Annotated in this window: 19 protein-coding genes; 12 read left to right on the top strand and 7 right to left on the bottom strand. The window is 72.9% G+C overall.

The genetic code is table 11. The features are described from left to right. The first annotated feature begins 147 nt into the window (after positions 1 to 147). The 6 genes from gap to DQ237_RS02590 all read left to right on the top strand — a co-directional run bounded on the left by gap (position 148) and on the right by DQ237_RS02590 (position 5,795). A complete protein-coding gene (gene gap, locus DQ237_RS02615; RefSeq protein WP_113796793.1) occupies positions 148 to 1,152 on the top strand; it encodes a type I glyceraldehyde-3-phosphate dehydrogenase in 1,005 nt (334 codons plus the stop codon). After that, positions 1,152 to 2,345, top strand: a complete 1,194-nt coding sequence (gene pgk, locus DQ237_RS02610) for a phosphoglycerate kinase (RefSeq protein WP_113796791.1) — start codon at positions 1,152 to 1,154, stop codon at positions 2,343 to 2,345. The genes gap and pgk overlap by 1 nt, the downstream gene beginning before the upstream one ends. Before the next feature lie 11 nt (positions 2,346 to 2,356). Next, positions 2,357 to 3,151, top strand: a complete 795-nt coding sequence (tpiA, locus tag DQ237_RS02605) for a triose-phosphate isomerase (protein WP_113796789.1) — start codon at positions 2,357 to 2,359, stop codon at positions 3,149 to 3,151. 50 nt (positions 3,152 to 3,201) lie between these two features. After that, positions 3,202 to 4,977, top strand: coding sequence for an ABC transporter substrate-binding protein (locus tag DQ237_RS02600; RefSeq protein WP_240619344.1), 1,776 nt, complete (start codon positions 3,202 to 3,204; stop codon positions 4,975 to 4,977). 118 nt (positions 4,978 to 5,095) lie between these two features. Then, entirely contained in the window at positions 5,096 to 5,329 is a 234-nt protein-coding gene (gene secG, locus DQ237_RS02595; protein WP_113796785.1) for a preprotein translocase subunit SecG, read from the top strand. A gap of 124 nt (positions 5,330 to 5,453) precedes the next feature. Continuing rightward, positions 5,454 to 5,795, top strand: coding sequence for an RNA polymerase-binding protein RbpA (locus DQ237_RS02590; RefSeq protein WP_113796783.1), 342 nt, complete (start codon positions 5,454 to 5,456; stop codon positions 5,793 to 5,795). Between the two features lies 1 nt (position 5,796). Here the strand turns inward: DQ237_RS02590 and pgl are convergent, their stop codons facing one another. The 6 genes from pgl to tkt all read right to left on the bottom strand — a co-directional run bounded on the left by pgl (position 5,797) and on the right by tkt (position 14,271). Continuing rightward, positions 5,797 to 6,612, bottom strand: a complete 816-nt coding sequence (gene pgl / locus DQ237_RS02585) for a 6-phosphogluconolactonase (RefSeq protein WP_113796781.1) — start codon at positions 6,610 to 6,612, stop codon at positions 5,797 to 5,799. Next, positions 6,609 to 7,667, bottom strand: a complete 1,059-nt coding sequence (locus tag DQ237_RS02580; RefSeq protein ID WP_113796779.1) for a glucose-6-phosphate dehydrogenase assembly protein OpcA — start codon at positions 7,665 to 7,667, stop codon at positions 6,609 to 6,611. Before DQ237_RS02580 ends, pgl begins: the two co-directional genes overlap by 4 nt. 25 nt (positions 7,668 to 7,692) lie before the next feature. Continuing rightward, entirely contained in the window at positions 7,693 to 9,210 is a 1,518-nt protein-coding gene (gene zwf / locus DQ237_RS02575) for a glucose-6-phosphate dehydrogenase (RefSeq protein ID WP_113796777.1), read from the bottom strand. A gap of 109 nt (positions 9,211 to 9,319) precedes the next feature. Further along, positions 9,320 to 10,921, bottom strand: a complete 1,602-nt coding sequence (locus tag DQ237_RS02570) for a glucose-6-phosphate isomerase (RefSeq protein WP_113796775.1) — start codon at positions 10,919 to 10,921, stop codon at positions 9,320 to 9,322. Then, on the bottom strand, positions 10,918 to 12,024 hold the full coding sequence (gene tal / locus DQ237_RS02565; protein ID WP_113796773.1) for a transaldolase: 1,107 nt from the start codon (positions 12,022 to 12,024) through the stop codon (positions 10,918 to 10,920). Before tal ends, DQ237_RS02570 begins: the two co-directional genes overlap by 4 nt. Before the next feature lie 33 nt (positions 12,025 to 12,057). Continuing rightward, positions 12,058 to 14,271 (bottom strand): transketolase, encoded by a 2,214-nt coding sequence (tkt, locus tag DQ237_RS02560; protein ID WP_113797447.1) that lies wholly within the window; start codon positions 14,269 to 14,271, stop codon positions 12,058 to 12,060. Positions 14,272 to 14,547: 276 nt separating this feature from the next. On the opposite strand from tkt, the gene DQ237_RS02555 reads away from it, so the two are divergent. Further along, positions 14,548 to 15,480, top strand: a complete 933-nt coding sequence (locus tag DQ237_RS02555; RefSeq protein WP_113796771.1) for a heme o synthase — start codon at positions 14,548 to 14,550, stop codon at positions 15,478 to 15,480. Then, a complete protein-coding gene (locus tag DQ237_RS02550; RefSeq protein WP_113796769.1) occupies positions 15,477 to 15,758 on the top strand; it encodes a hypothetical protein in 282 nt (93 codons plus the stop codon). The genes DQ237_RS02555 and DQ237_RS02550 overlap by 4 nt, the downstream gene beginning before the upstream one ends. Before the next feature lie 7 nt (positions 15,759 to 15,765). On the opposite strand, the gene DQ237_RS02545 is transcribed toward DQ237_RS02550, so the two are convergent. Continuing rightward, positions 15,766 to 16,710: a heme A synthase gene (locus tag DQ237_RS02545; protein ID WP_113796767.1), complete on the bottom strand. Its 945-nt coding sequence runs from the start codon at positions 16,708 to 16,710 to the stop codon at positions 15,766 to 15,768. Positions 16,711 to 16,937: 227 nt separating this feature from the next. On the opposite strand from DQ237_RS02545, the gene DQ237_RS02540 reads away from it, so the two are divergent. Genes DQ237_RS02540 through DQ237_RS02525 form a run of 4 tightly spaced genes read left to right on the top strand, consistent with a single transcriptional unit; the run spans position 16,938 to position 20,779 of the window. Further along, a complete protein-coding gene (locus tag DQ237_RS02540; protein ID WP_240619342.1) occupies positions 16,938 to 17,675 on the top strand; it encodes a helix-turn-helix domain-containing protein in 738 nt (245 codons plus the stop codon). Further along, the gene (gene sufB / locus DQ237_RS02535; protein WP_113796763.1) at positions 17,672 to 19,114 is read left to right on the top strand and encodes a Fe-S cluster assembly protein SufB; all 1,443 of its coding nucleotides are present in this window, start codon (positions 17,672 to 17,674) and stop codon (positions 19,112 to 19,114) included. Before DQ237_RS02540 ends, sufB begins: the two co-directional genes overlap by 4 nt. After that, a complete protein-coding gene (gene sufD, locus DQ237_RS02530) occupies positions 19,114 to 20,424 on the top strand; it encodes a Fe-S cluster assembly protein SufD (protein ID WP_113796761.1) in 1,311 nt (436 codons plus the stop codon). Before sufB ends, sufD begins: the two co-directional genes overlap by 1 nt. 1 nt (position 20,425) lies before the next feature. After that, complete coding sequence (locus DQ237_RS02525) at positions 20,426 to 20,779, top strand: non-heme iron oxygenase ferredoxin subunit (RefSeq protein ID WP_113796759.1); 354 nt, start codon at positions 20,426 to 20,428, stop codon at positions 20,777 to 20,779. Positions 20,780 to 20,783 lie beyond the last annotated feature (4 nt).

Raw genomic sequence — 20,783 nt, 5'->3', positions numbered from 1 at the left:
ATCAGGTCACCTGATCATCATGTCGTCGCTCGATCGGGCGTGCGGGAGCCGTCGGATCACGCGCCCGCTAGGGTTCGGAGCCGGAGCGAGGCCGCGACTCGCGGCCCCCGAGTGCCACAGCTTTCGACGCGACAGTGGAGGTCTGCAGTGACGGTCCGGGTAGGCATCAACGGATTCGGCCGGATCGGCCGCAACTTCTGGCGGGCCGCGGCGGCCAGCGGCCAGGACATCGAGATCGTGGCGGTCAACGACCTGACCAGCAACGAGGCCCTGGCCCACCTGCTCAAGTACGACAGCATCCTCGGCCGCCTCGGTCAGGACGTCGTGGCCAACGGCGACGGCATCACCATCGGCGGCACCCAGATGAAGGTGCTGTCCGAGCGCGACCCGGCGAACCTGCCGTGGGCCGACCTGGGCGTCGACGTCGTCGTCGAGTCCACCGGCTTCTTCACCAAGGCCGCCGACGCGCGCAAGCACGTCGACGCCGGTGGCGCCAAGAAGGTCATCATCTCCGCGCCCGCGACCGACGACGACATCACCATCGTCATGGGCGTCAACGACGACCTGTACGACGGCTCGCAGACCGTCATCAGCAACGCGTCCTGCACCACCAACTGCCTGGCCCCGCTGGCCAAGGTCCTCAACGACGCGTTCGGCATCGAGCGGGGTCTCATGACCACGATCCACGCCTACACCGCCGACCAGAACCTGCAGGACGGTCCGCACAAGGACCTCCGCCGTGCCCGCGGTGCCGCGCTCAACATGGTGCCGACCTCCACCGGCGCCGCCAAGGCCATCGGCCTGGTCCTGCCCGAGCTCAAGGGCAAGCTCGACGGCTACGCGATCCGCGTCCCGGTCCCGACCGGCTCGGCCACCGACCTGACGGTGCAGCTGAAGAACGAGGCCACGGCCGACGACATCGACGCCGCCTACCGCGAGGCCGCCGCCGGGCCGCTCGGCAAGTACCTGACCTACACCAGCGACGAGATCGTCTCCTCGGACATCGTCACCGACCCGTCGTCCTGCATCTATGACGCGAAGCTGACCAAGGTGTTCGGCCCGATGGCCAAGGTCCTCGGCTGGTACGACAACGAGTGGGGCTACTCCAACCGGCTCGTGGACCTCACCGCGCTGGTGGGCTCGAAGCTCTGATGCGCTCCCTCGACGACCTGCTCGCCGAGGGCGTCTCGGGTCGGCGCGTGTTGCTGCGCGCCGACCTGAACGTCCCGCTGGACAAGAGCACCCGCGAGATCACCGACGACGGCCGCATCCGCGCCAGCCTGCCCACCCTGCAGGCGCTGCGCGAGGCCGGGGCCCGCGTGATCGTCTCCGCTCACCTCGGCCGCCCGAAGGGCACGCCGGACCCGCAGTTCTCCCTCGCGCCGGTCGCCGCGCGCCTGGGCGAGCTGCTCGGTGTCGACGTCCCGCTGGCCGCCGACACCGCCGGGGACGACGCGCGCGCGAAGGCCGCGGCGCTGCGCGACGGCGACGTCCTCCTGCTGGAGAACGTCCGCTTCGAGGCCGCCGAGACGTCGAAGGACGACGCGGAGCGCGGCGAGCTCGCCGACCGGTTCGCCGCGCTGGCCGACGTCTACGTGGACGACGCGTTCGGCGCCGTGCACCGCAAGCACGCCTCGGTGTTCGACGTCGCCCAGCGCCTGCCGCACTACGCCGGCCGGCTGGTGGCCCGTGAGCTCGAGGTCCTGACCCGGCTGACGACCGACCCGGAGCGCCCCTACGTGGTGGTGCTCGGTGGTTCCAAGGTCAGCGACAAGCTCGCGGTCATCGAGGCACTGCTGCCCAAGGTCGACCGGCTGCTCGTCGGCGGCGGCATGTGCTTCACCTTCCTCGCCGCCCAGGGGCACGGGGTCGGGACGTCGCTGCTCGAGGCAGACCAGGTCGACACCTGCCGCCGGCTGCTCGCCGAGGCCGGGGGCCGCATCGTGCTCCCGGTCGACGTGGTCTGCTCTCCGCAGTTCAGCGCCGACGCCGGCTCCACGACGGTCGACGCCGACGCGATCCCCGAGGACCAGATGGGTCTGGACGTGGGCCCGCGCACGGTCGAGCTCTTCGCCGGTGAGCTGGCCGGCGCCCGCACCGTCTTCTGGAACGGCCCGATGGGCGTGTTCGAGATGGCCCCGTTCCAGGCCGGCACCCGCGGTGTTGCGGAGGCGGTCGCCAGGGTCGGTGGGCTGTCGGTCGTCGGTGGGGGCGACTCCGCCGCGGCCGTCCGCGTGCTCGGGCTCGACGAGGACTCCTACGGCCACATCAGCACCGGCGGCGGTGCGTCGCTGGAGTACCTCGAGGGCCGGGAGCTCCCGGGCCTCGCGGTGCTCGCGGACTGAACGGGGACACCATGGCAACCACCGCCGCACGCCGGCCGCTCATCGCCGGCAACTGGAAGATGAACCTGAACCACCTGGAGGCCATCGGCCTGCTGCAGAAGGTGGTGTTCAGCCTCAAGGACAAGGAGATGGAGACGGCGGAGGTCGTCGTCCTCCCTCCGTTCACCGCGCTGCGCAGCGTCCAGACGCTGGTCGCCGGCGACAAGCTGGCGGTCGGCTACGGGGCGCAGGACCTCGCGGTCCAGGACTCCGGCGCCTACACCGGTGACGTCAGCGGCAGCATGCTCGCCGCGCTCGCCTGCACCTACGTCACCGTCGGCCACTCCGAGCGTCGCGCCCTGCACGCCGAGGACGACGCCGTCGTCGCCGCCAAGGTCCGGGCCGCCCTGCGGCACGGGCTGGTGCCGATCCTGTGCGTGGGGGAGGGGCTCGACGTCCGCAAGGCCGGGACGCACGTCCCGCACTGCACCGCGCAGCTCGACGCCGCGCTCGAGGGTCTGAGCGCCGAGCAGGTGGGGGCGAGCCTGGTGATCGCCTACGAGCCGGTCTGGGCCATCGGCACCGGTGAGGTCGCCTCCGCCGAGGATGCGCAGGAGGTGTGCGGTGCCCTGCGGGCGCGGCTCGCCGAGCGATTCGGACCGGAGACGGCCGCCGCCGTCCGTATCCTCTACGGAGGGTCGGTGAAGGCCGCGAACACGGCCGGGATCCTGGCCGGGGCGGACATCGACGGCGCGCTCGTCGGCGGTGCCAGCCTGGACGCCGACGAGTTCGCACAGATCTGTCGGATCGCCGCCGGCGGTAGCTGAACCCTGCTGCCCGCCGCCGGCCGGACACGGGTGGGGGCGGGCAGCAGGTGGTGCAGCAGACGCTGGAACGACTGGCCGACCGGTTGCCCGACTGGGCCCGGGGCTGGTCCCGCCGGCGGCTCCTCGCGTCCGCAGCCGTCGTGCTGCTCGTGCTGGTGCTCGCCGTCAGCTGCCTCGGTGGCGCGGGCGGGCGGGCCGACGTCCCCGTCCTCTCCGACGGCGCTGACGTCGGCGTGCAGGGCGTGCGGTCCCCGTCCGACAGCAGCGGTGGCACCCTCCGGATCGTCGCCCCGCAGATCGACAGCCTCGATCCCCAGCGCTCCTACCTGCCGGGCGTCTGGAACCTCATGCGGCTGTACACCCGCACCCTGGTCACGTACTCGGCCGAGCCCGGGGCGACCGACGAGCTCGTCCCCGACCTCGCGACGGACCTCGGGCAGGTCTCCCCGGACGGGCTGACCTGGACCTTCACGCTGCGCGAGGGCACCCGGTTCGAGAACGGCCGCCCGATCACCAGCCAGGACGTCAAGTACGGCATCCAGCGGTCGTTCGCCTCCGACGTCGTCGTCGGTGGCCCCACCTATGTCGTGGACCTGCTCGACGACCCGGCCAACCCCTACCCCGGCCCGTACTCGCGGGAGGAGGACGACCCGGACCTGACGTCGGTCGAGACGCCCGACGACCGGACGATCGTCTTCCACCTGCGGTCCCCCCAGCCGGACCTGCCCTACGTCCTCGCCCTTCCGTCCAGCAGCCCTGTTCCGGCCGAGCTGGACACCGCCGGTCAGTACGGCCTGGACCCGGTGTCCTCGGGCCCCTACGCCATCACCTCCGTCGACGCCGAGACCGGCATCCTGCTGGAGCGCAACCCGCAGTGGGACCGGGCCACCGACGACGTCCGCACCGCGTTGCCGGATTCGGTGGTGGTGCGCACCGGTTTGTCGGGCGTGGAGCGCGACCAGGCCCTGCTGGCCGGATCGGCCGACATCGACATCTCCGGCACCGGCGTGCAGGTGGCCACCACCGCCCGCCTGTCGGAGGACGACGACGACCCGCTGCGCGGCCGCATCGACGACGTGACCACCGGCTCGGTACGGGTCCTGGCGCTGCCCACCGACGTGGCGCCCATGGACAACCCGAACTGCCGGACGGCCGTCGCGGCGGCGATCGACCGGGCAGGGGTGCAGGGCGCGCTCGGGGGAGCGGTGGACGCGGTGCGCAGTTCCCAGCTCTGGCCACGCGGCCTCGGCGGCGGGCCGAAGCACAGCGACGCGGGCCCGGACCAGAAGGCTGCTCGTGCCGCGCTCGGGAAGTGCGGGCTGCCGGACGGTTTCAGCACCGTCCTGGCCGTCCCGGACGCGCCGAGCAGCCTCCAGGTGGCGCAGGAGATCTCCGACCAGCTGGGCGAGGTCGGCATCGACGTGGAGATCCGCCCGCTGGACCCGGTCTCCTTCTACGCGACCGAGGTCGGCAATCCCGACACCGTGGCCCGCAACGGGTACGGCATCGTGCTGGCCACGCGGAACGCGGACTTCCCGACGCCCGGCTCCTTCCTCGTGCCGCTGGTCGACGGTCGCAGCGTGCGCCTGGTCGGCAACACGAACTACGCGCGGCTGAACGATCCCGGTGTCAACCAGCTGGTCGACGAGGCGCGCGCCGGCAACGGTGGTTCCTGGGCGGCGGTGGCCGAGGCGGTCCGCAGGACGGCGGCGTACGTGCCCCTGGCCGAGGCGCGGATCCAGCTGCTCGCCGGCCAGCGGCTGCACAACGGCGTCGTCATGCGCCCCTACGCCAGCTACGACGTCGCGACCGCCGGCGTCCGCTGACCCCGCCGGGGCCGCACGCCCCACCGCCCGCACCTCGCCAGGACCCGAGGGGGCGTCGGCTAGGCTCGATGCGAGAGCTGGCGTCCGTCGCCGGTCGTCGAGCCTTCCGGAGAGGTCCATGGAGCTGCTGCTGAACGTGGTGCTGGTGATCACCAGCCTGCTCCTGATCGTGCTCATCCTGCTGCACCGCGGCAAGGGTGGCGGTCTGTCGTCGATGTTCGGCGGCGCCGCTTCGTCGTCGCTGGCCGGGTCCTCGGTCGTGGAGAAGAACCTGAACCGGATCACCGTGGGCACCGCGGTGATCTGGAGCGTCTGCATCGTCGGGATCGGGATCCTGCTGAACGTCTCCTGACGCCGCCGAGCGGTCGGCGCAGCCGGGACGAAAACGTGACCGAAACCATGCCCGGAAGGCCCTAGACTTCGGCCCGCGGCGGCCTCGTGCCGCCGCGACCCGGAGCGACGATCAGGGGGCACACGTGGCTGGTGGCAACGCGATCCGGGGTTCCCGGGTCGGTGCGGGTCCGATGGGGGAGGCCGAGCGGGGCGAGTCCGCGCCCCGGCGGCGGATCCCCTTCTGGTGCGCGAACGGGCACGAGACGCGGGTGGTGCTGGCCAGCGAGGCCGACGTCCCGGAGTTCTGGGACTGCCCGCGGTGCGGTCTCCCGGCCGGGCAGGACCGCGACGACCCGCCTCCGGCGCCGCGGATCGAGCCGTACAAGACCCACCTCGCCTACGTCCGCGAACGGCGCAGCGACGCCGACGGCGACGCCCTGCTCGAGGAGGCGCTGCAGCGCCTGCGCGTGCGCCGCGGCGGCTGAGTCAGCCCGCGGCGCGCGGCAGCTCGCCGGCCGCGGCCGCGTCGAGCAGCCACCGGGTGGCCCGGGTGCCCTGCACCCCGGCCGCCGGGATCTCCTCCGCGGGGGCGCCGGCCAGCGCACGGGCGACGGCCGGCGCCTTCTCCGCACCGGACACCACCAGCCAGACCTCCTCGGCGGCGTTGATCGCCGCGAAGCCGAGGCTGACCCGCGTCGGCGGGGGTTTGGGGCAGTCGCGCACCGCCAGCACCGGCCGGTCGTCGCGCACCGCGGGGGAGTCCGGGAAGATCGACGCGACGTGACCCTCGGGGCCCATCCCCAGCAGGAGGACGTCGAAGCGCGGCAGGTCGCGGCCCGCGGCTGCGTACTCCCGCAGCTCGGCCAGGTAGTCCTCGGCGGCCTCCTCCGGGGTTGCCAGGTCGCCGCCGGAGGCGGCCATGGCGTGCACCCGGAAACCCGGGAGGTCGAGCCGGTCCAGCAGCGCCGCCCGGGCGTGCCGCTCGTTGCGGTCGTCGGAGTCCGCGGGCACGAAGCGCTCGTCGCCCCACCAGAAGTCGACCTGCTGCCAGTCGACGACCTCGCGCACGGGCTCGGCCACGAGGCCGGCGACGTGCTCGAGGACGGCGGCTCCCATGCCTCCACCGGTGAGCACGACCGACGCGCTGCCGTGCACGGCCTGGGCCGCGGCGAGCCGGGCGACCAGTGCCTCGGCGACCGCGCGCGCCAGCCGGTCGGCGTCGGGCTCGATGACGACCTGCGGTGTCGGACGGTCCCCGTCGGGCAGCTCTGCGGAGCTCCGGTCACCGGGGGAGAGGCTCACGAGGTCACCGCGTCGGCGGAGGTGGCCCGGCCACCGGAGCGGCGCCGTGGCGGTGCGCCCTCCGGGGCGGCGGGATCGAACCAGACGTGCTCGCGGACCGGGGCGCGGTCGGAGAGCCCGTGCAGCCCGGTGGCCGCCTCCAGTGCCTCGCTGTAGGGCTCGTCGGGGTCGAGTCGCCGGAGCTCCTCGCTGAGGAGGTCGCCCAGGGAGCGCTCGGGCAGCGCCAGGGTGGAGTCCGGCCGGTACGGCTGGGAGATGACCGCGCCGCCGCGGTGATCGGCGCGGACCTCCAGCTGCTCGTCCTGGTCCAGGCGCAGCCCGACCGCCTCCACGCCGCTGGGACCGGGGTTGCGGGAGCCCTCGACGACGTCGGCGGCGCAGCCGCAGCGGGAGGAGATCCAGCCCGCGAGGAGCTGGGCGGTGGCGTTGGCCGGGTCACCCTCGATCCGGCCGCCCTGGACCCGGACGGCGTCGCTGCGGCGGCCGGACACCGAGTCGAGCGTGGAGGCGAGGACCGCGCGCCAGGCGGTGCTCCGGGTCCAGGCGAGGTCGGAGTCGCCGGGGGCGTAGTCCTCGGCGCGCCGACGGAGCGTGGCGGTCGGGTCCTCGGTGAGCGAGCTGTCGGTGATCCGCCGGTCGGCGAGCGCGCCGAGGGCGTCGGTGGCGATCCGCTCGGGCGGGACGCCGTGCCACCAGGTCACCACCGGGGCGTCGGCGGCGAGGAGGGGGAGCACGACCGACTCGGCGTGCAGCGCGAGCCGCCCGTACATCCGCATGACGACGGCCTCGCCCGGGCCGAGCCGGCCACCGATCTGCACCTCGGCGTCGAGGCGGGGCACCGGGGCGTCGATCTGCCGCCGGACGACGATGAGCACGCGGCACGGGTGCATCTCCGCCGCGTGGGTCGCGGCCTCCTCGGCCTCGGCCACCCGGCTCTCGTCGGCCACGACGACCAGGGTCAGGGCGACTCCGGAGAGCACCGCCCCACCGGTGCGCCGCTGCGCGGCCAGCTCCTTGACGACGGCCGACCCGGTCGTGTCCCAGAGGGTGGTCATGGGGTCTCCTCCCGGTGGTGCCCGTTCACGGTCGCCGCCACCGGCGGCCCTCGGCGGCGAGCATCTCGTCGGCGGCCCGCGGCCCCCACTCGCCGGCGCGGTACGGGTACGGCGTGGTGCCCTGCCAGAACTCCTCGAGCGGGTCGATCACCGCCCAGGAGGCCTCGACCTCGGCGTTGCGGGGGAACAGGGTCGCGTCGCCGAGGAGCACGTCGAGCAGCAGCCGCTCGTAGGCCTCGGGGCTGGACTCGGTGAACTGCTCGCCGTAGAGGAAGTCCATCGACACGTCGCGGACCTCCATGACGCTGCCCGGCACCTTCGACCCGAACTTGAGGGTGACACCTTCGTCGGGCTGCACCCGGACGACGAGCTGGTTGTTGCCCAGCTCCTCGGTGTCGGTGTCCTCGAAGGGCAGGTGCGGCGCCCGCTTGAAGACCAGGGCGATCTCGGTGACCCGTCGGGGCAGGCGCTTGCCGGTGCGCAGGTAGAACGGCACCCCGGCCCAGCGGCGGGTCTCCACCCCGAGCCGGACGGCCGCGAAGGTCTCCGTCGTCGACTCCGGGTCGACGCCCTCCTCCTGGCGGTAGCCGCAGGCGCGCTGACCGGCCAGCCAACCTTGCTCGTACTGGCCCCGCACGGCGAAGGTCTGCAGGTCCTCCGGCAGCGAGATGGCGCGCAGCACCTTGAGCTTCTCGGTGCGGATCTCCTCCGCCGAGAACTTGACCGGCTCCTCCATGGCGGTGAGCGCCAGCAGCTGCAGCAGGTGGTTCTGCAGCACGTCGCGCGCCGCGCCGGTCTTCTCGTAGAACCCGGCCCGCCCGCCGATCCCGACGTCCTCGGCCATGGTGATCTGCACCGAGTCGACGTTGTGCCCGTTCCAGATCGGCTCGAACAGGGTGTTGGCGAACCGCAGCGCCATCAGGTTCTGGACGGTCTCCTTGCCCAGGTAGTGGTCGATGCGGAAGACGTCGTCGGCGGTGAACACCGAGTCGACCAGGGCGTTGAGCTCGCGGCTGGACTCCAGGTCGGTGCCGAACGGCTTCTCGACGACGACGCGGCGCCAGCGGTCGGGGGTGCTGTCGGCCATCCCGGTGCGCTGCATCTGCTTCAGCACCACGGGGAACATCGCTGGCGGGATGGACAGGTAGAAGGCCGCGTTGCCGCCGATGCCGTGGCTGCCCTCCAGCTCGGCGAGGTGCTCGGCGAGCTCGTCGAAGGCGTTGTCGTCGTCGAAGCTGCCCTGGACGAAGCGGACGGTGCCGGCGAGCCGCTCCCACACCTCCTCCCGCCACGGCGTGCGGGCGTTCTGCCGGGCGGCGTCGCGGGCCAGCTCGGCGAACTCGGTGTCACCCCAGTCGCGGCGGGCGAAGCCCAGCAGCGCGAAGTTGGTCGGGAGCAGGCCGCGGTTGGCGAGGTCGTAGACGGCCGGGAGCAGCTTCTTGCGCGCCAGGTCACCGGTGATGCCGAAGACGACGAGCGCGCACGGCTCGGGCACCCGGGGGAGCCGCCGGTCCCGCGGATCGCGCAGCGGGTTGGGGATCATCTTCCGTCCTCGTGGTCGGAGTGTCCCGCCGTCCGGCCCTGGAGGGTCGGCGACGGGGTGGTCCCGGTGCGGCGCGGACGGCGTGCTCGGGTCCGCGCCGCACCGACGCTCAGCCCAGCGCGGCGAGCAGCTGGCCGATTCCCGCTGCCCGGTCGGTCAGGTGCAGGTGCAGCAGCGGGCGCTCCCGGTCGGCCAGCGCCTTGCGGTCGCCGGCTGCCTGGGCCGCCTGCAGGGTGCCGAAGGTGTAGGGCTGGTCGGGGACCGGCAGATCCTCGGCCACGGCTCCGGTCAGCTGGAGGAAGGCGCCGACCTGCGGACCGCCCTTGTGGTACTGGCCGGTCGAGTGCAGGAAGCGCGGGCCCCAGCCGAAGGTGACCGAGCGGTCGGTGCGCCGGGCGAGCGCCGCGCGCACGTCCGCGACCGAGGCGTCCTGCAGCCGGTCCAGGTAGGCCATGACCGCGAGGTAGCCGTGGGGCGGGACCGCCCCGAGCAGGGCGTCGAGGGCCAGTCGCAGTCCGTCGGCCGACGAGAGGTCCACGCCGTCGAGCAGACCGGCGCTCCCGTGGATCTGCACGGCTCCGACGGTGGCCGTCGGCTCCTCCGCGGGGAGACCGGCGGCGAGGATGGCCTTGGTGTTCTCCTTGCTCTCGGTCACGTTCGGCTGGTCGAACGGGTTGATCCCGAGCACCCGCCCCGCGACCGCCGTGGCGTACTCCCAGGCGAGGAACTGCGCGCCGAGCGGACCGGTGACCCCCACCGAGGGCCCGGGCTGCGGAGCGGCGTCGCCGACGATGCCGAGCAGCACGTCGGGCGCGGTCGCGCCGGGCGCGTCGGCCGACTCCAGGACGACCGGCAGGATGCCCCGGCCCTGCTTGCCGGTGGACTCGGCGATCAGCTGCTCGGCCCAGTCGCCGAAGCCCTGGATGGCGGTGCCGGGGGCATCGGCGAGGGCGATCTTGTCGCGGCCGGCCTCGAAGGCGGCGCCGAGCGCGATGCCCAGCTCCATGGCGGCGTTGTCCGGCCGCGTGAGCCCTTCCGCGAGCTGCTCGGCGTCGTCGATCAGCGCGCCGACGTCCGCGCCGGCGAGCGCCGAGGGCACCAGCCCGAACGCGGACAGGGCGCTGTAGCGGCCACCGACCGTGGGGTCGGCGAGGAAGACCGCCCGCGCGCCCATGGCGGCGGCGGTCTCCGACAGCGGCGAACCGGGATCGGTGACGACGACGAAGCGCGCCCCGATCTGGCCCTCGTCCATCCCCTCCGCGGCGAACGCGGCGACGAAGGCGCGACGCTGGCTCTCCGTCTCCACCGTGCCGCCGGACTTGGAGCTGACCACCACGACGGTCCGTCGCAGGTCGGTCATGGCCGCCGCCACCTGGCCCGGGTCGGTGGTGTCCAGCACCACGAGGGGCACCCCCGCCGTCCGGCAGATGACCTCGGGAGCCAGCGACGAGCCGCCCATCCCGCACAGGACGACGCGGTCGATGCCCTCGCGCTCCAGTTCGGCCCGCAGGTCGGCCAACTGGGAGACCAGCGAGCGCGACGAGGCGGGGAGGTCCAGCCAGCCCAGCCGGATCGCTGCCTCGCTCTCGGCCTCCGGGCCCCACAGCGTCGCGTCCTTCCGCGCCAGCCGGGTGGCGACGTCGTCCTGGGCGAGCTGCGACCGGAGCGGCTCGGGAACCTCCAGGCCGGTGGAGCTGAACTCCAGCGTCACGCCTTGTCCTCCAGCTCGGTGCGCACGGAGTCGGTGAGCTCGTCCCAGGAGTCGACGAACTTCTGCACGCCCTCCTCCTCGAGCAGCCGGAAGACGTCGTCCAGGTCCACCCCGGCGTCGCGGACGGCCTGCATGACCGCCGCGGCGTCGTCGTAGGACTTCTGCACCGCCGTGCCGGGGGTGCCGTGGTCGGCGTAGGCCATGAGCGTCTTCTCCGGCATCGTGTTCACGGTGCCGGGCGCGATCAGCTCGCTGATGTAGAGGGTGTCGGAGTACTCCGGGTTCTTGACCCCGGTCGAGGCCCACAGCGGCCGCTGCCGCCGAGCACCCTTGGCCTCCAGCGGCTGCCAGCGCTCGGAGGTGAACACCTCCTCGTAGGCCTGGTAGGCCAGCTGGGCGTTGGCGACGCCGGCCTTGCCCTTGAGGGACGGGTCGGCACCGGCCTTGTCGAGGCGCTTGTCGATCTCGGAGTCCACGCGGGAGACGAAGAACGACGCCACCGACTCCAGCGTGCTCAGGTCCGCCTCCGGGTCGTCGGCCAGCCGCTGCTCGAGACCCGAGAGGTAGGCGTCCATGACGGCGCGGTACCGCTCCAGGCTGAAGATCAGGGTGACGTTGACGCTGATCCCGCGGGCGATCGACGTCGTGATGGCCGGGAGGCCCGCCTCGGTCGCCGGGATCTTGATGTAGAGGTTCGGCCGGTCGACGAGCCACCACAGGTGCGCGGCCTCGGCGGCGGTGGCGTCGGTGTCGTGCGCGAGGCCGGGAGCCACCTCCAGGGAGACCCGGCCGTCGCCGGGCTGCCGGTCGGCGAGCGGCCGCAGGAGGTCGCAGGCGTCGCGGACGTCGGCGGCGGTGATGGTGCGCAGGGCCTCCTCGACGCTCACCTCGCGCACCGCGAGGGCGTGCAGCTGGTCGTCGTAGGAGTCCGACCCGCTGATGGCCGCGGCGAAGATCGTCGGGTTCGTCGTGACCCCGACGACCGAGTGCTCGTCGACCAGTGACTGGAGGTTCCCGCTGCGGATCCGGTCGCGGGACAGGTCGTCGAGCCAGACGGCGACGCCTGCGCGGGACAGCTCGGCGAGGTTCTCGTTCTGTGCCATGTCATATGCCCTTCGGGCTCGGGTGGTGCAGGTTCAGCGGTCGCCGGTGGGGGAGTAGAGGCCGCCGGTCGCGGCCACCGGGCCGGCGGGGACGGCGGCGCCGGAGCGGGCGGCCTCGAGGCTCTCGCGGGCGGCGTTCACCACCGCCTCGTCGGTGAGGCCGAACTCCTCGTACAGGACGGTGTAGGCCGCGCTGGCGCCGTAGTGGGTGAGGCCCACGATGCGGCCGGCGTCGCCGACGAACTCGCGCCAGCCCATCGGCACGCCCGCCTCCACGCTCACGCGGGCGCGGACCGACGGGGGGAGCACCTCGTCCTTGTAGCCCTGGTCCTGCTCGGCGAACCACTCCACGCAGGGCACCGAGACGACGCGGGTGGGCACGCCGTCGGCCTCGAGGCGCTCGCGGGCGGCGACGGCGATCTGCACCTCGGAGCCGGTGCCGAGCAGGATCACCTCGGGCGTGCCGGTGGAGGCGTCGGCGAGCACGTAGGCACCGCGCGCCGTCCCCTCTGCCGAGCCGAAGGACGACCGGTCGAACACCGGCAGGTTCTGCCGGGAGAGCAGCAGACCGGCCGGGCGGTCGTTGTTCTCGAGGACGGTCCGCCAGGCGACGGCGACCTCGTTGGCGTCCGCCGGGCGGACGACGTCGAGACCGGGGATGGCCCGGAGCGCGGCGAAGTGCTCGATCGGCTGGTGGGTGGGGCCGTCCTCGCCGAGGCCGATGGAGTCGTGCGTCCACACGTAGGTCACCGGCAGCTGCATGAGCGCGGCCAGGCGGACGGCTCCGCGCATGTAGTCGGAGAAGGTGAGGAACGTGCCGCCGTACACACGGGTGCCGCCGTGCAGCGCGATGCCGTTCATGATCGCGCCCATGGCGTGCTCGCGGACGCCGAAGTGGAGGGTGCGGCCGTAGGGGCCACCGCTCCACATCTTGGTCTGGCGCTCGGCCGGCAGGAACGAGGGCTCGCCCTTGACGGCGGTGTTGTTGCTCTCCGCCAGGTCCGCCGATCCACCCCACAGCTCCGGCAGGGCCGGGTAGAGGGCGGCGAGCACCTCGCCGGAGGCCTTGCGGGTCGCGACGCCCTTGGGGTCGGCGTCCCAGCTGGGCAGCTTCTCCTGCCAGCCCTCGGGGAGCGTGCGGGTGCTCATCCGCTCCAGGAGCGCGGCGCCCTCGGGGTTGGCCTGCTGCCAGGCGGCGAACTCCTCGTCCCACTGCGCGCGCAGCTCGCGGCCGCGGTCGACCACCGAGCGGGCGTGGGCCAGCACGTCGTCGTCGACCTGGAAGGTGCGTCCGGGGTCGAACCCGAGGATCTCCTTGGTCGCCCGGACCTCGTCGTCGCCCAGGGCGGAGCCGTGGGAGGCGCCGGTGTTCTGCTTGTTCGGCGCGGGCCACGCGATGACGGTCCGCAGCACGATGATCGAGGGCCGGCTCGTCTCCGCCTTGGCCGCGGCGAACGCGGCGTCGATCGAGGCGAGGTCCTCGCCGTCGTCGACGTGCTGGACGTGCCAGCCGTAGGCCTCGTAGCGCTTGCCGACGTCCTCGGTGAAGGCGACGGTCGTGTCGTCCTCGATGGAGATCTCGTTGTCGTCGTAGACGAGGACCAGGTTGCCGAGCTTCTGCGTGCCGGCCAGCGACGAGGCCTCGCCGCTGACGCCCTCCTCGAGGTCACCGTCGGAGGCGAAGCACCAGATGGTGTGGTCGAACAGGCTCTCGCCCTCGGGGGCGTCGGGGTCGAGCATGCCGCGCTCGCGGCGGGCGGCCATGGCCATGCCGACGGCGTTGCCGACGCCCTGGCCCAGGGGGCCGGTCGTCGTCTCCACGCCGGGGGTGTGGTTGACCTCCGGGTGGCCGGGGGTCTTGGACCCCCAGGTGCGCAGCGCCTGCAGGTCCGCCAGCTCCAGGCCGTAGCCGGAGAGGAACAGCTGGACGTACAGCGTCAGGCTGGAGTGGCCCATCGAGAGGATGAACCGGTCGCGGCCGGTCCACTGCGGGTCGCTCGGGTCGTGCGTGAGCCACTTGTGGAAGAGCAGGTAGGCGGTCGGCGCCATGCTCATCGCGGTGCCGGGGTGGCCGTTGCCGACCTTCTGGACCGCGTCCATGGCCAGGACCCGCGCGGTGTCGATGGCGCGGCGGTCGAGGTCACCGAAGTCCGCGGGCAGGGTGGGCCGCGGCTGCGACGGGTTGCCGGTGGGCGCGTCGGTCGCGGCCTCGGCCGGGGCTTCCGCCTCGGTGCTGCGCGTGTCCATCTGGTCGGTGTCTCCCTCGAGGTAGGCCTGACGATGCACCCGGACGGGCGGTCGGCCGCCGGCGGACGTGCCGGCGGGACGCGACGGGTGTCGCCGTCGTCGCCCCTACCCGCTCCACGCGCGGCATCAACGTGATCAACCCTAGTCATCCGAGGTCACGCCGTGCGGCTGGCTCGAACCGGGGCGGGGCTACCATGGGCCGCGTTCCTCCCCCCCGGTTCGAAGGGATCCCGTGGTGCCCTGCTGCCCGCGCGCGACCGCGCACGAGGGCACCCGGTGACGGCGCTGTCCGAGCGCACCGCCGCCCCCGCTCCCCGTCTCGCCACCCGCCTCCGGGCGCGGGTCGGCGCCTACGTCGGGCTGACCAAGCCGCGGATCATCGAGCTGCTGCTCATCACGACCGTGCCGGCGATGATGGTCGCCGACCGCGGCTGGCCGTCGCTCGCGCTGCTGTTCTGGACGCTGGTCGGTGGCACGCTCGCCGCCGGGGCGGCGAACGTCTTCAACTGCTACTTCGACCGCGACATCGACCGGCTGATGCAGCGCACCCAGAAGCGCCCGCTGGTCACCGGCGAGGTCACCCCGCGGGCGGCGCTGGTGTTCGGGTTCGCCCTGACGGTGAGCTCGATCGTCCTGCTCCTGGTGACGACGACGCCCCTGGCCGCCGCGCTCTCGGCGGCGGCGATCTTCTACTACGCCGTCCTCTACACGATGGTGTTCAAGCGGCACACCCGCCGCAGCACCGAGTGGGGCGGGGTGCCGGGTGCGGCGCCGGTGCTCATCGGCTGGGCCGCGGTCACCGGTTCCCTCGACTGGCCGGCCCTGGTGATCTTCGGGATCGTCTTCTGCTGGCAGATGCCGCACTTCTGGGCGCTCGCGCTGCGGTTCAAGGACGACTACGCGCGCGCCGACGTCCCGATGCTCCCCGTGGTGACGACCGCGCTGTCGGTCGGCCGGCAGTCGGTCGCCTGGGCCTGGGCGACCGCCGCCGTGTCGCTGCTGCTGTGGCCGGTGGCCGCCGGCTACGGCATCGGGCTGGGGTACGCGATCCCGGCCGCGCTGCTCAGCGGGTGGTTCGTCGTGGAGTCGCACCGGCTCCTGGCCCGGATCAAGCGCGGCGGGGACTTCAAGCCGATGACGCTGTTCCACGTCTCGATCTCGTACCTGTCACTGCTCTCGGTCGCGATCATCGTCGACGCCATCGTGTGAGCAGGCAGGACCTCGCCAACGCCCGGATGGGGCAGCTGGTCGGCGCCGACCGCCGCACCTACTCGATGACCGGCGTCGCGCTGGACCGGGCCGGGGTCGAGGCGCTGATCGAGTCCGGTTGCCCCGTGGTCACCTACCTGCCGGGTGGGCGGCTGCTCTGGCACGACGAGGACGACGCCTGGCCGGCGTGGGCGGACGCCCGCACCGAGCGATTCAGCGCTGGTCGCTGGGAGGCCGCCGACGGGTCACCGCTGGTCGTCCTCGTCCTGCGCGCCTGACGGTCGATCAGCGGGTGGCGGCGGCCTGCGGAGCGCGGGCGTCCAGCGGGAGGTCCGAGGCGGGGCCGTTCACGGACCACACCAGTCGGGCGGCGAACGCCGTGATCAGCACCGCGCCGGCCATGTGCAGCAGAACCAGCGCGATCGGCAGGTCGGTGAAGTACTGGACGTACCCCACCACGCCCTGCGCGAGCTCGACGACCAGCAGGTCGCGGGCCGCCCGGCGCACGCGGCCGGGGGAGTCGGTCGCGTGGAGCGCCACCAGCAGCGCGACGGTCAGGCCGATCAGCAGGAAGACGACGTCGGCGTGCAGCTGGCTGATCAGCTCGGTGTCGATCCCGATCCGGTCGCCGGTCGGGACCTTGGCGTCGTCGACGTCCCCGCTGTGCGGCCCGCTGCCGGTGACGACCGTGCCGACCACCAGCACCGCCGCGGTGACGGCGGCGATGCCCCACGTCAGCAGCTCGAAGGGCCGGCGGACCAGGACGTGACCGACCCCGGGCTCCCGCGAGCGCAGCCAGAGGGTGGTGGCGAGCGCGACGAGGACCGCGGAGACGAGGAAGTGCGCGGCCACCGTCCACGGGTTCAGCCCGGTGAGCACGGTGACGCCACCGAGGAGCGCCTGGGCCGGGATGCCCAGGAAGGTCAGGACGGCGAGGGGGCGGAGGTCGCGGCGCGGCGAGCGCCAGACCGCCACCACCGTCGCGACGGCGACCGCGGCGAGCACGAAGGTGAGCAGCCGGTTGCCGAACTCGATGACGCCGTGGCCGGCCAGCTCGGGCGTCGCCACGAAGCTGTCGCTGGTGCAGCGCGGCCACGTCGGGCAGCCCAGCCCGGAGCCGGTGAGCCGCACCGCGCCGCCGGTGACGACGATCAGCCCGTTGGCGATCGCGTTGGCCAGGGCCAGCCCGGAGATCACGCGGGCGGAGAACGACGCGGGCAGCAGCGGCACGGTCCGATGCTAGGCCGCAGCGGCCGGAGGTCCCGTCCCGACCGGGCCGGGGAGAGGGGCGTCACGCCGCAGCGGTGAGGCTGATCACGACGGCGTCCGCACGGCCCACTTCTTAGGTTGGCCTTGCTTGCGCGGTCCTCGATTTAGGACACACTCGTGTTGTGGAATCCCTCGCGGCGCAGCTCAGGCCGTCGGCATCTGCCGACGACGGGCGTACCCGCGACCGCGTGAGCGGCCTGCTGCTCGAGCACGGACCCCAGACGGCCGCCGAGCTGGCCGCGCGTCTCGGGATCTCGCCCGCCGCGGTCCGCCGGCACCTCGACGCCCTGGTCGCCACCGGCCGGGTCGAGGAGCGGCAGGTGCGCGACGCCCAGCGTGGCCGTGGCCGTCCCGCCCGCAGCTTCCACCTCACCGACGCCGGCCGGTCGACCTTCCCGCACGCCTACGACGACCTGGCGCTCACCGCGCTGCGCTACGTGGCCGGCGTGGGTGGCCCCGACGCGGTCCGGGCCGTCGCGGAGCAGCAGCTCGCCGGCCTGGAGCGGCGCGCATCCGACGCCGTCGAGCGAGCGGTGAACGCGCACCCGGGGGAGCCGGTGGACCGGGCCCAGGCGCTCGCCGCCGCGCTCACCGCCGAGGGCTACGCTGCCTCGGCCTCCGCGATCTCCAGCGGGGGGCAGCTCTGCCAGCACCACTGCCCGGTGGCGCACGTGGCGGCCGAGTTCCCCCAGCTGTGCGAAGCCGAGACGGCGGTGATCGGCCGGCTCGTGGGCACGCACGTGCAGCGGCTGGCGACGATCGCCCACGGTGACGGGATCTGCACCACACACATCCCAGGACCCCTGCGGACGGGGAACAGATCGGCCCCCGCACGCCCTGTACGAGGTGAGCGAGCAGCGCCCGCGAGCGCGCCCACCAGCACCAGCACCACCCCCACGAACGACCGGGAGAGGACGCCCGCATGACCAGCACGCAGCAGCCGGCCACGGCCACGCAGCTGACGCAGGACGAGCAGATCGAGCAGCTCGGCCGCTACGAGTACGGGTGGGCCGACGCCGACGTCGCCGGTGCCTCCGCGCGCCGCGGCCTGGGCGAGGACGTCGTCCGCGACATCTCGGCGCGCAAGAGCGAGCCCGAGTGGATGCTCGACCGCCGTCTCAAGGCACTGAAGCTCTTCGACCGCAAGCCCATGCCCGACTGGGGCTCGGACCTGTCGGGGATCGACTTCCAGAACATCAAGTACTTCGTGCGCTCCACCGAGAAGCAGGCCACCTCGTGGGAGGAGCTGCCGGAGGACATCAAGAACACCTACGACAAGCTGGGCATCCCGGAGGCGGAGAAGCAGCGGCTGGTCGCGGGTGTCGCCGCTCAGTACGAGTCCGAGGTCGTCTACCACCAGATCCGTGAGGACCTCGAGGAGCAGGGCGTCATCTTCCTCGACACCGATACGGCCCTGAAGGAGCACCCGGACCTGTTCCGCGAGTACTTCGGTTCGGTCATCCCGTCCGGCGACAACAAGTTCGCCGCGCTGAACACCGCCGTGTGGTCGGGTGGCTCGTTCATCTACGTGCCGCCGGGCGTGCACGTCGAGATCCCGCTGCAGGCCTACTTCCGGATCAACACCGAGAACATGGGCCAGTTCGAGCGGACGCTGATCATCGTCGACGAGGGCGCCTACGTGCACTACGTCGAGGGCTGCACCGCGCCGATCTACAAGTCGGACTCGCTGCACTCCGCGGTCGTCGAGATCATCGTCAAGAAGAACGCGCGCTGCCGGTACACGACCATCCAGAACTGGTCGAACAACGTCTACAACCTGGTCACCAAGCGGGCCGTGGCCCACGAGGGCGCGACCATGGAGTGGGTCGACGGCAACCTCGGCTCCAAGGTGACGATGAAGTACCCGGCGGTCTGGATGACCGGCGAGCACGCCAAGGGCGAGGTCCTCTCCATCGCCTTCGCGGGCGAGGGCCAGCACCAGGACGCCGGCGCCAAGATGGTGCACGCCGCGCCGCACACCTCCTCGACCATCGTGTCGAAGTCGGTGGCCCGGGGTGGTGGCCGCACCTCCTACCGCGGCCTGGTCCAGGTCGACGAGGGCGCCTACGGCTCCAAGTCGACCGTGAAGTGCGACGCGCTCCTGGTCGACACCATCAGCCGCTCGGACACCTACCCCTACGTCGACGTCCGCGAGGACGACGTCGCCATGGGTCACGAGGCCACCGTCTCCCGCGTCAGCGAGGACCAGCTCTTCTACCTGATGAGCCGCGGTCTGACCGAGGACGAGGCCATGGCGATGGTGGTGCGCGGGTTCGTCGAGCCCATCGCCCGTGAGCTGCCCATGGAGTACGCCCTCGAGCTCAACCGGCTCATCGAGCTGCAGATGGAAGGTGCCGTCGGCTGATGACCGACCAGAACACCACGGGTCTCACGACCGAGTCCGCCGTCCTCGCCGGAGAGCTCTTCGGCGAGGGGGTCGGGACCCAGGCGGGCCCGCCGACCACCCCGGCCGACTCGACCGCGGTCGCCCCCGGCGCGCACTCGCACGGCGGCACCCCGACCGGCTCGCCGGCCGAGCGCTTCACCTCCACCGACCCGGACGCCTTCGGCGTCCCCACCGGTCGCGAGGAGACCTGGCGCTTCACGCCGATGAAGCGGATCAAGCCGCTGCTCGACGGCGCCGCCTCGGACGCGCGCGTCACCTGGACGACCGACCTCCCCGAGGGCGTCGAGCTGACCCGGGTCGACGCGGGTGACCCGCTGGTCAAGGGCCTGCCCGAGCCGGTCGACCGGCTCGCCGCGCTGACCCGGCAGAACAGCGACGGCGCCGACGTCGTGCGCGTGGCGAAGGAGGCCCAGCTGGACCGCCCGGTCACCCTGGGCCTGGCCGGTACCGGCGGCGACTCCGCCGGTGAGATGCCGGTCGTCTGGGGCCAGCTCGTCGTCGAGGTCGGCGCGTTCGCGAAGGCGACCGTCGTCCTGGACCACAGCGGGCTCGCGAAGTACTCCGGCGGCGTCACCGTGCTCGTCGGCGACGGCGCGCAGGTCACGCTCGTGTCCGTGCAGGAGTGGGCCCCGGGCGCGGTGCACGGCGGCCAGTACGACGCCGTCGTCGGCCGGGACGCGACCTTCAAGCAGGTGGTGGTCACCCTCGGCGGCGACCTGGTGCGGCTGGTCAGCAACGTGCAGTACGCCGGCCCCGGCGGCAGCGCCGAGCTTTTCGGCGTCTACTTCTCCGACGAGACGCAGCACCAGGAGCACCGGCTCTGGGTCGACCACGCCGTTCCGAACTGCACCAGCAACGTGCTCTACAAGGGCGCGCTGCAGGGCGAGGGGGCCCGCACGGTCTGGATCGGCGACGTCCGCATCCGCCCGGCGGCCACCGGCACCGAGACCTACGAGCTCAACCGGAACCTGGTGCTCACCGACGGCGCCCGCGCCGACTCGGTGCCGAACCTGGAGATCGAGACCGGCGAGATCGTCGGCGCCGGCCACGCCAGCGCCACCGGCCGGTTCGACGACGAGCAGCTGTTCTACCTCTGCTCGCGCGGCATCGACGCCGAGACCGCTCGCCGTCTGGTCGTGCGCGGCTTCTTCGCCGACGTCGTCCAGCACATCGGCGTGGACGCGCTGCAGGACCGGCTGATGGCCACCATCGACGCCCGCCTCGGCGCGCTCCCCGCGCTGGACGAGCAGCCGGTCGAGGTCGCCTGACATGGCGTTCGAGCGGGTCTGCGCGCTCTCCCAGGTCCCCGAGAACGGGGCCCTGCGGGTGGAGCTCGCCGACGTCGACGTCGCCGTCGTCCGCTACGAGGGCGAGGTCTATGCGATCCAGGACCTCTGCTCGCACGCCGAGGTCCCGCTGTCCGAGGGCGACGTCGAGACCTTCGACGGCGCCCCCACCATCGAGTGCTGGCTGCACGGGTCGTGCTTCGACCTGCGCACCGGTGAGCCCACCAACCTGCCGGCCACCGAGCCGGTCGACGTCTACCCCGTGCGCGTGGAAGGGGAGGACGTGCTCGTCGACACCGAGAGCGACGGCCGCCTCCCGATCGCGTCCGGCAGCTGAAGGA

Source organism: Blastococcus sp. TF02-8 (genome assembly GCF_003319175.1).
Classification (GTDB): Bacteria; Actinomycetota; Actinomycetes; order Mycobacteriales; family Geodermatophilaceae; genus Blastococcus.
Note: the sequence above shows the minus strand (reverse complement) of the source record. Positions and strands in the feature narration are given on the sequence as shown.

What these genes read in the sequence shown, in the direction of transcription:
- tal (WP_113796773.1), bottom strand. Translation starts at nt 12,024, where the DNA reads ATGGCACAGAACGAGAACCTCGCCGAGCTGTCCCGCGCAGGCGTCGCC.
- zwf (WP_113796777.1), bottom strand. Translation starts at nt 9,210, where the DNA reads ATGATCCCCAACCCGCTGCGCGATCCGCGGGACCGGCGGCTCCCCCGG.
- pgk (WP_113796791.1), top strand. Translation starts at nt 1,152, where the DNA reads ATGCGCTCCCTCGACGACCTGCTCGCCGAGGGCGTCTCGGGTCGGCGC.
- sufD (WP_113796761.1), top strand. Translation starts at nt 19,114, where the DNA reads ATGACCGACCAGAACACCACGGGTCTCACGACCGAGTCCGCCGTCCTC.
- DQ237_RS02525 (WP_113796759.1), top strand. Translation starts at nt 20,426, where the DNA reads ATGGCGTTCGAGCGGGTCTGCGCGCTCTCCCAGGTCCCCGAGAACGGG.
- secG (WP_113796785.1), top strand. Translation starts at nt 5,096, where the DNA reads ATGGAGCTGCTGCTGAACGTGGTGCTGGTGATCACCAGCCTGCTCCTG.
- tkt (WP_113797447.1), bottom strand. Translation starts at nt 14,271, where the DNA reads ATGGACACGCGCAGCACCGAGGCGGAAGCCCCGGCCGAGGCCGCGACC.
- DQ237_RS02580 (WP_113796779.1), bottom strand. Translation starts at nt 7,667, where the DNA reads ATGACCACCCTCTGGGACACGACCGGGTCGGCCGTCGTCAAGGAGCTG.
- tpiA (WP_113796789.1), top strand. Translation starts at nt 2,357, where the DNA reads ATGGCAACCACCGCCGCACGCCGGCCGCTCATCGCCGGCAACTGGAAG.
- sufB (WP_113796763.1), top strand. Translation starts at nt 17,672, where the DNA reads ATGACCAGCACGCAGCAGCCGGCCACGGCCACGCAGCTGACGCAGGAC.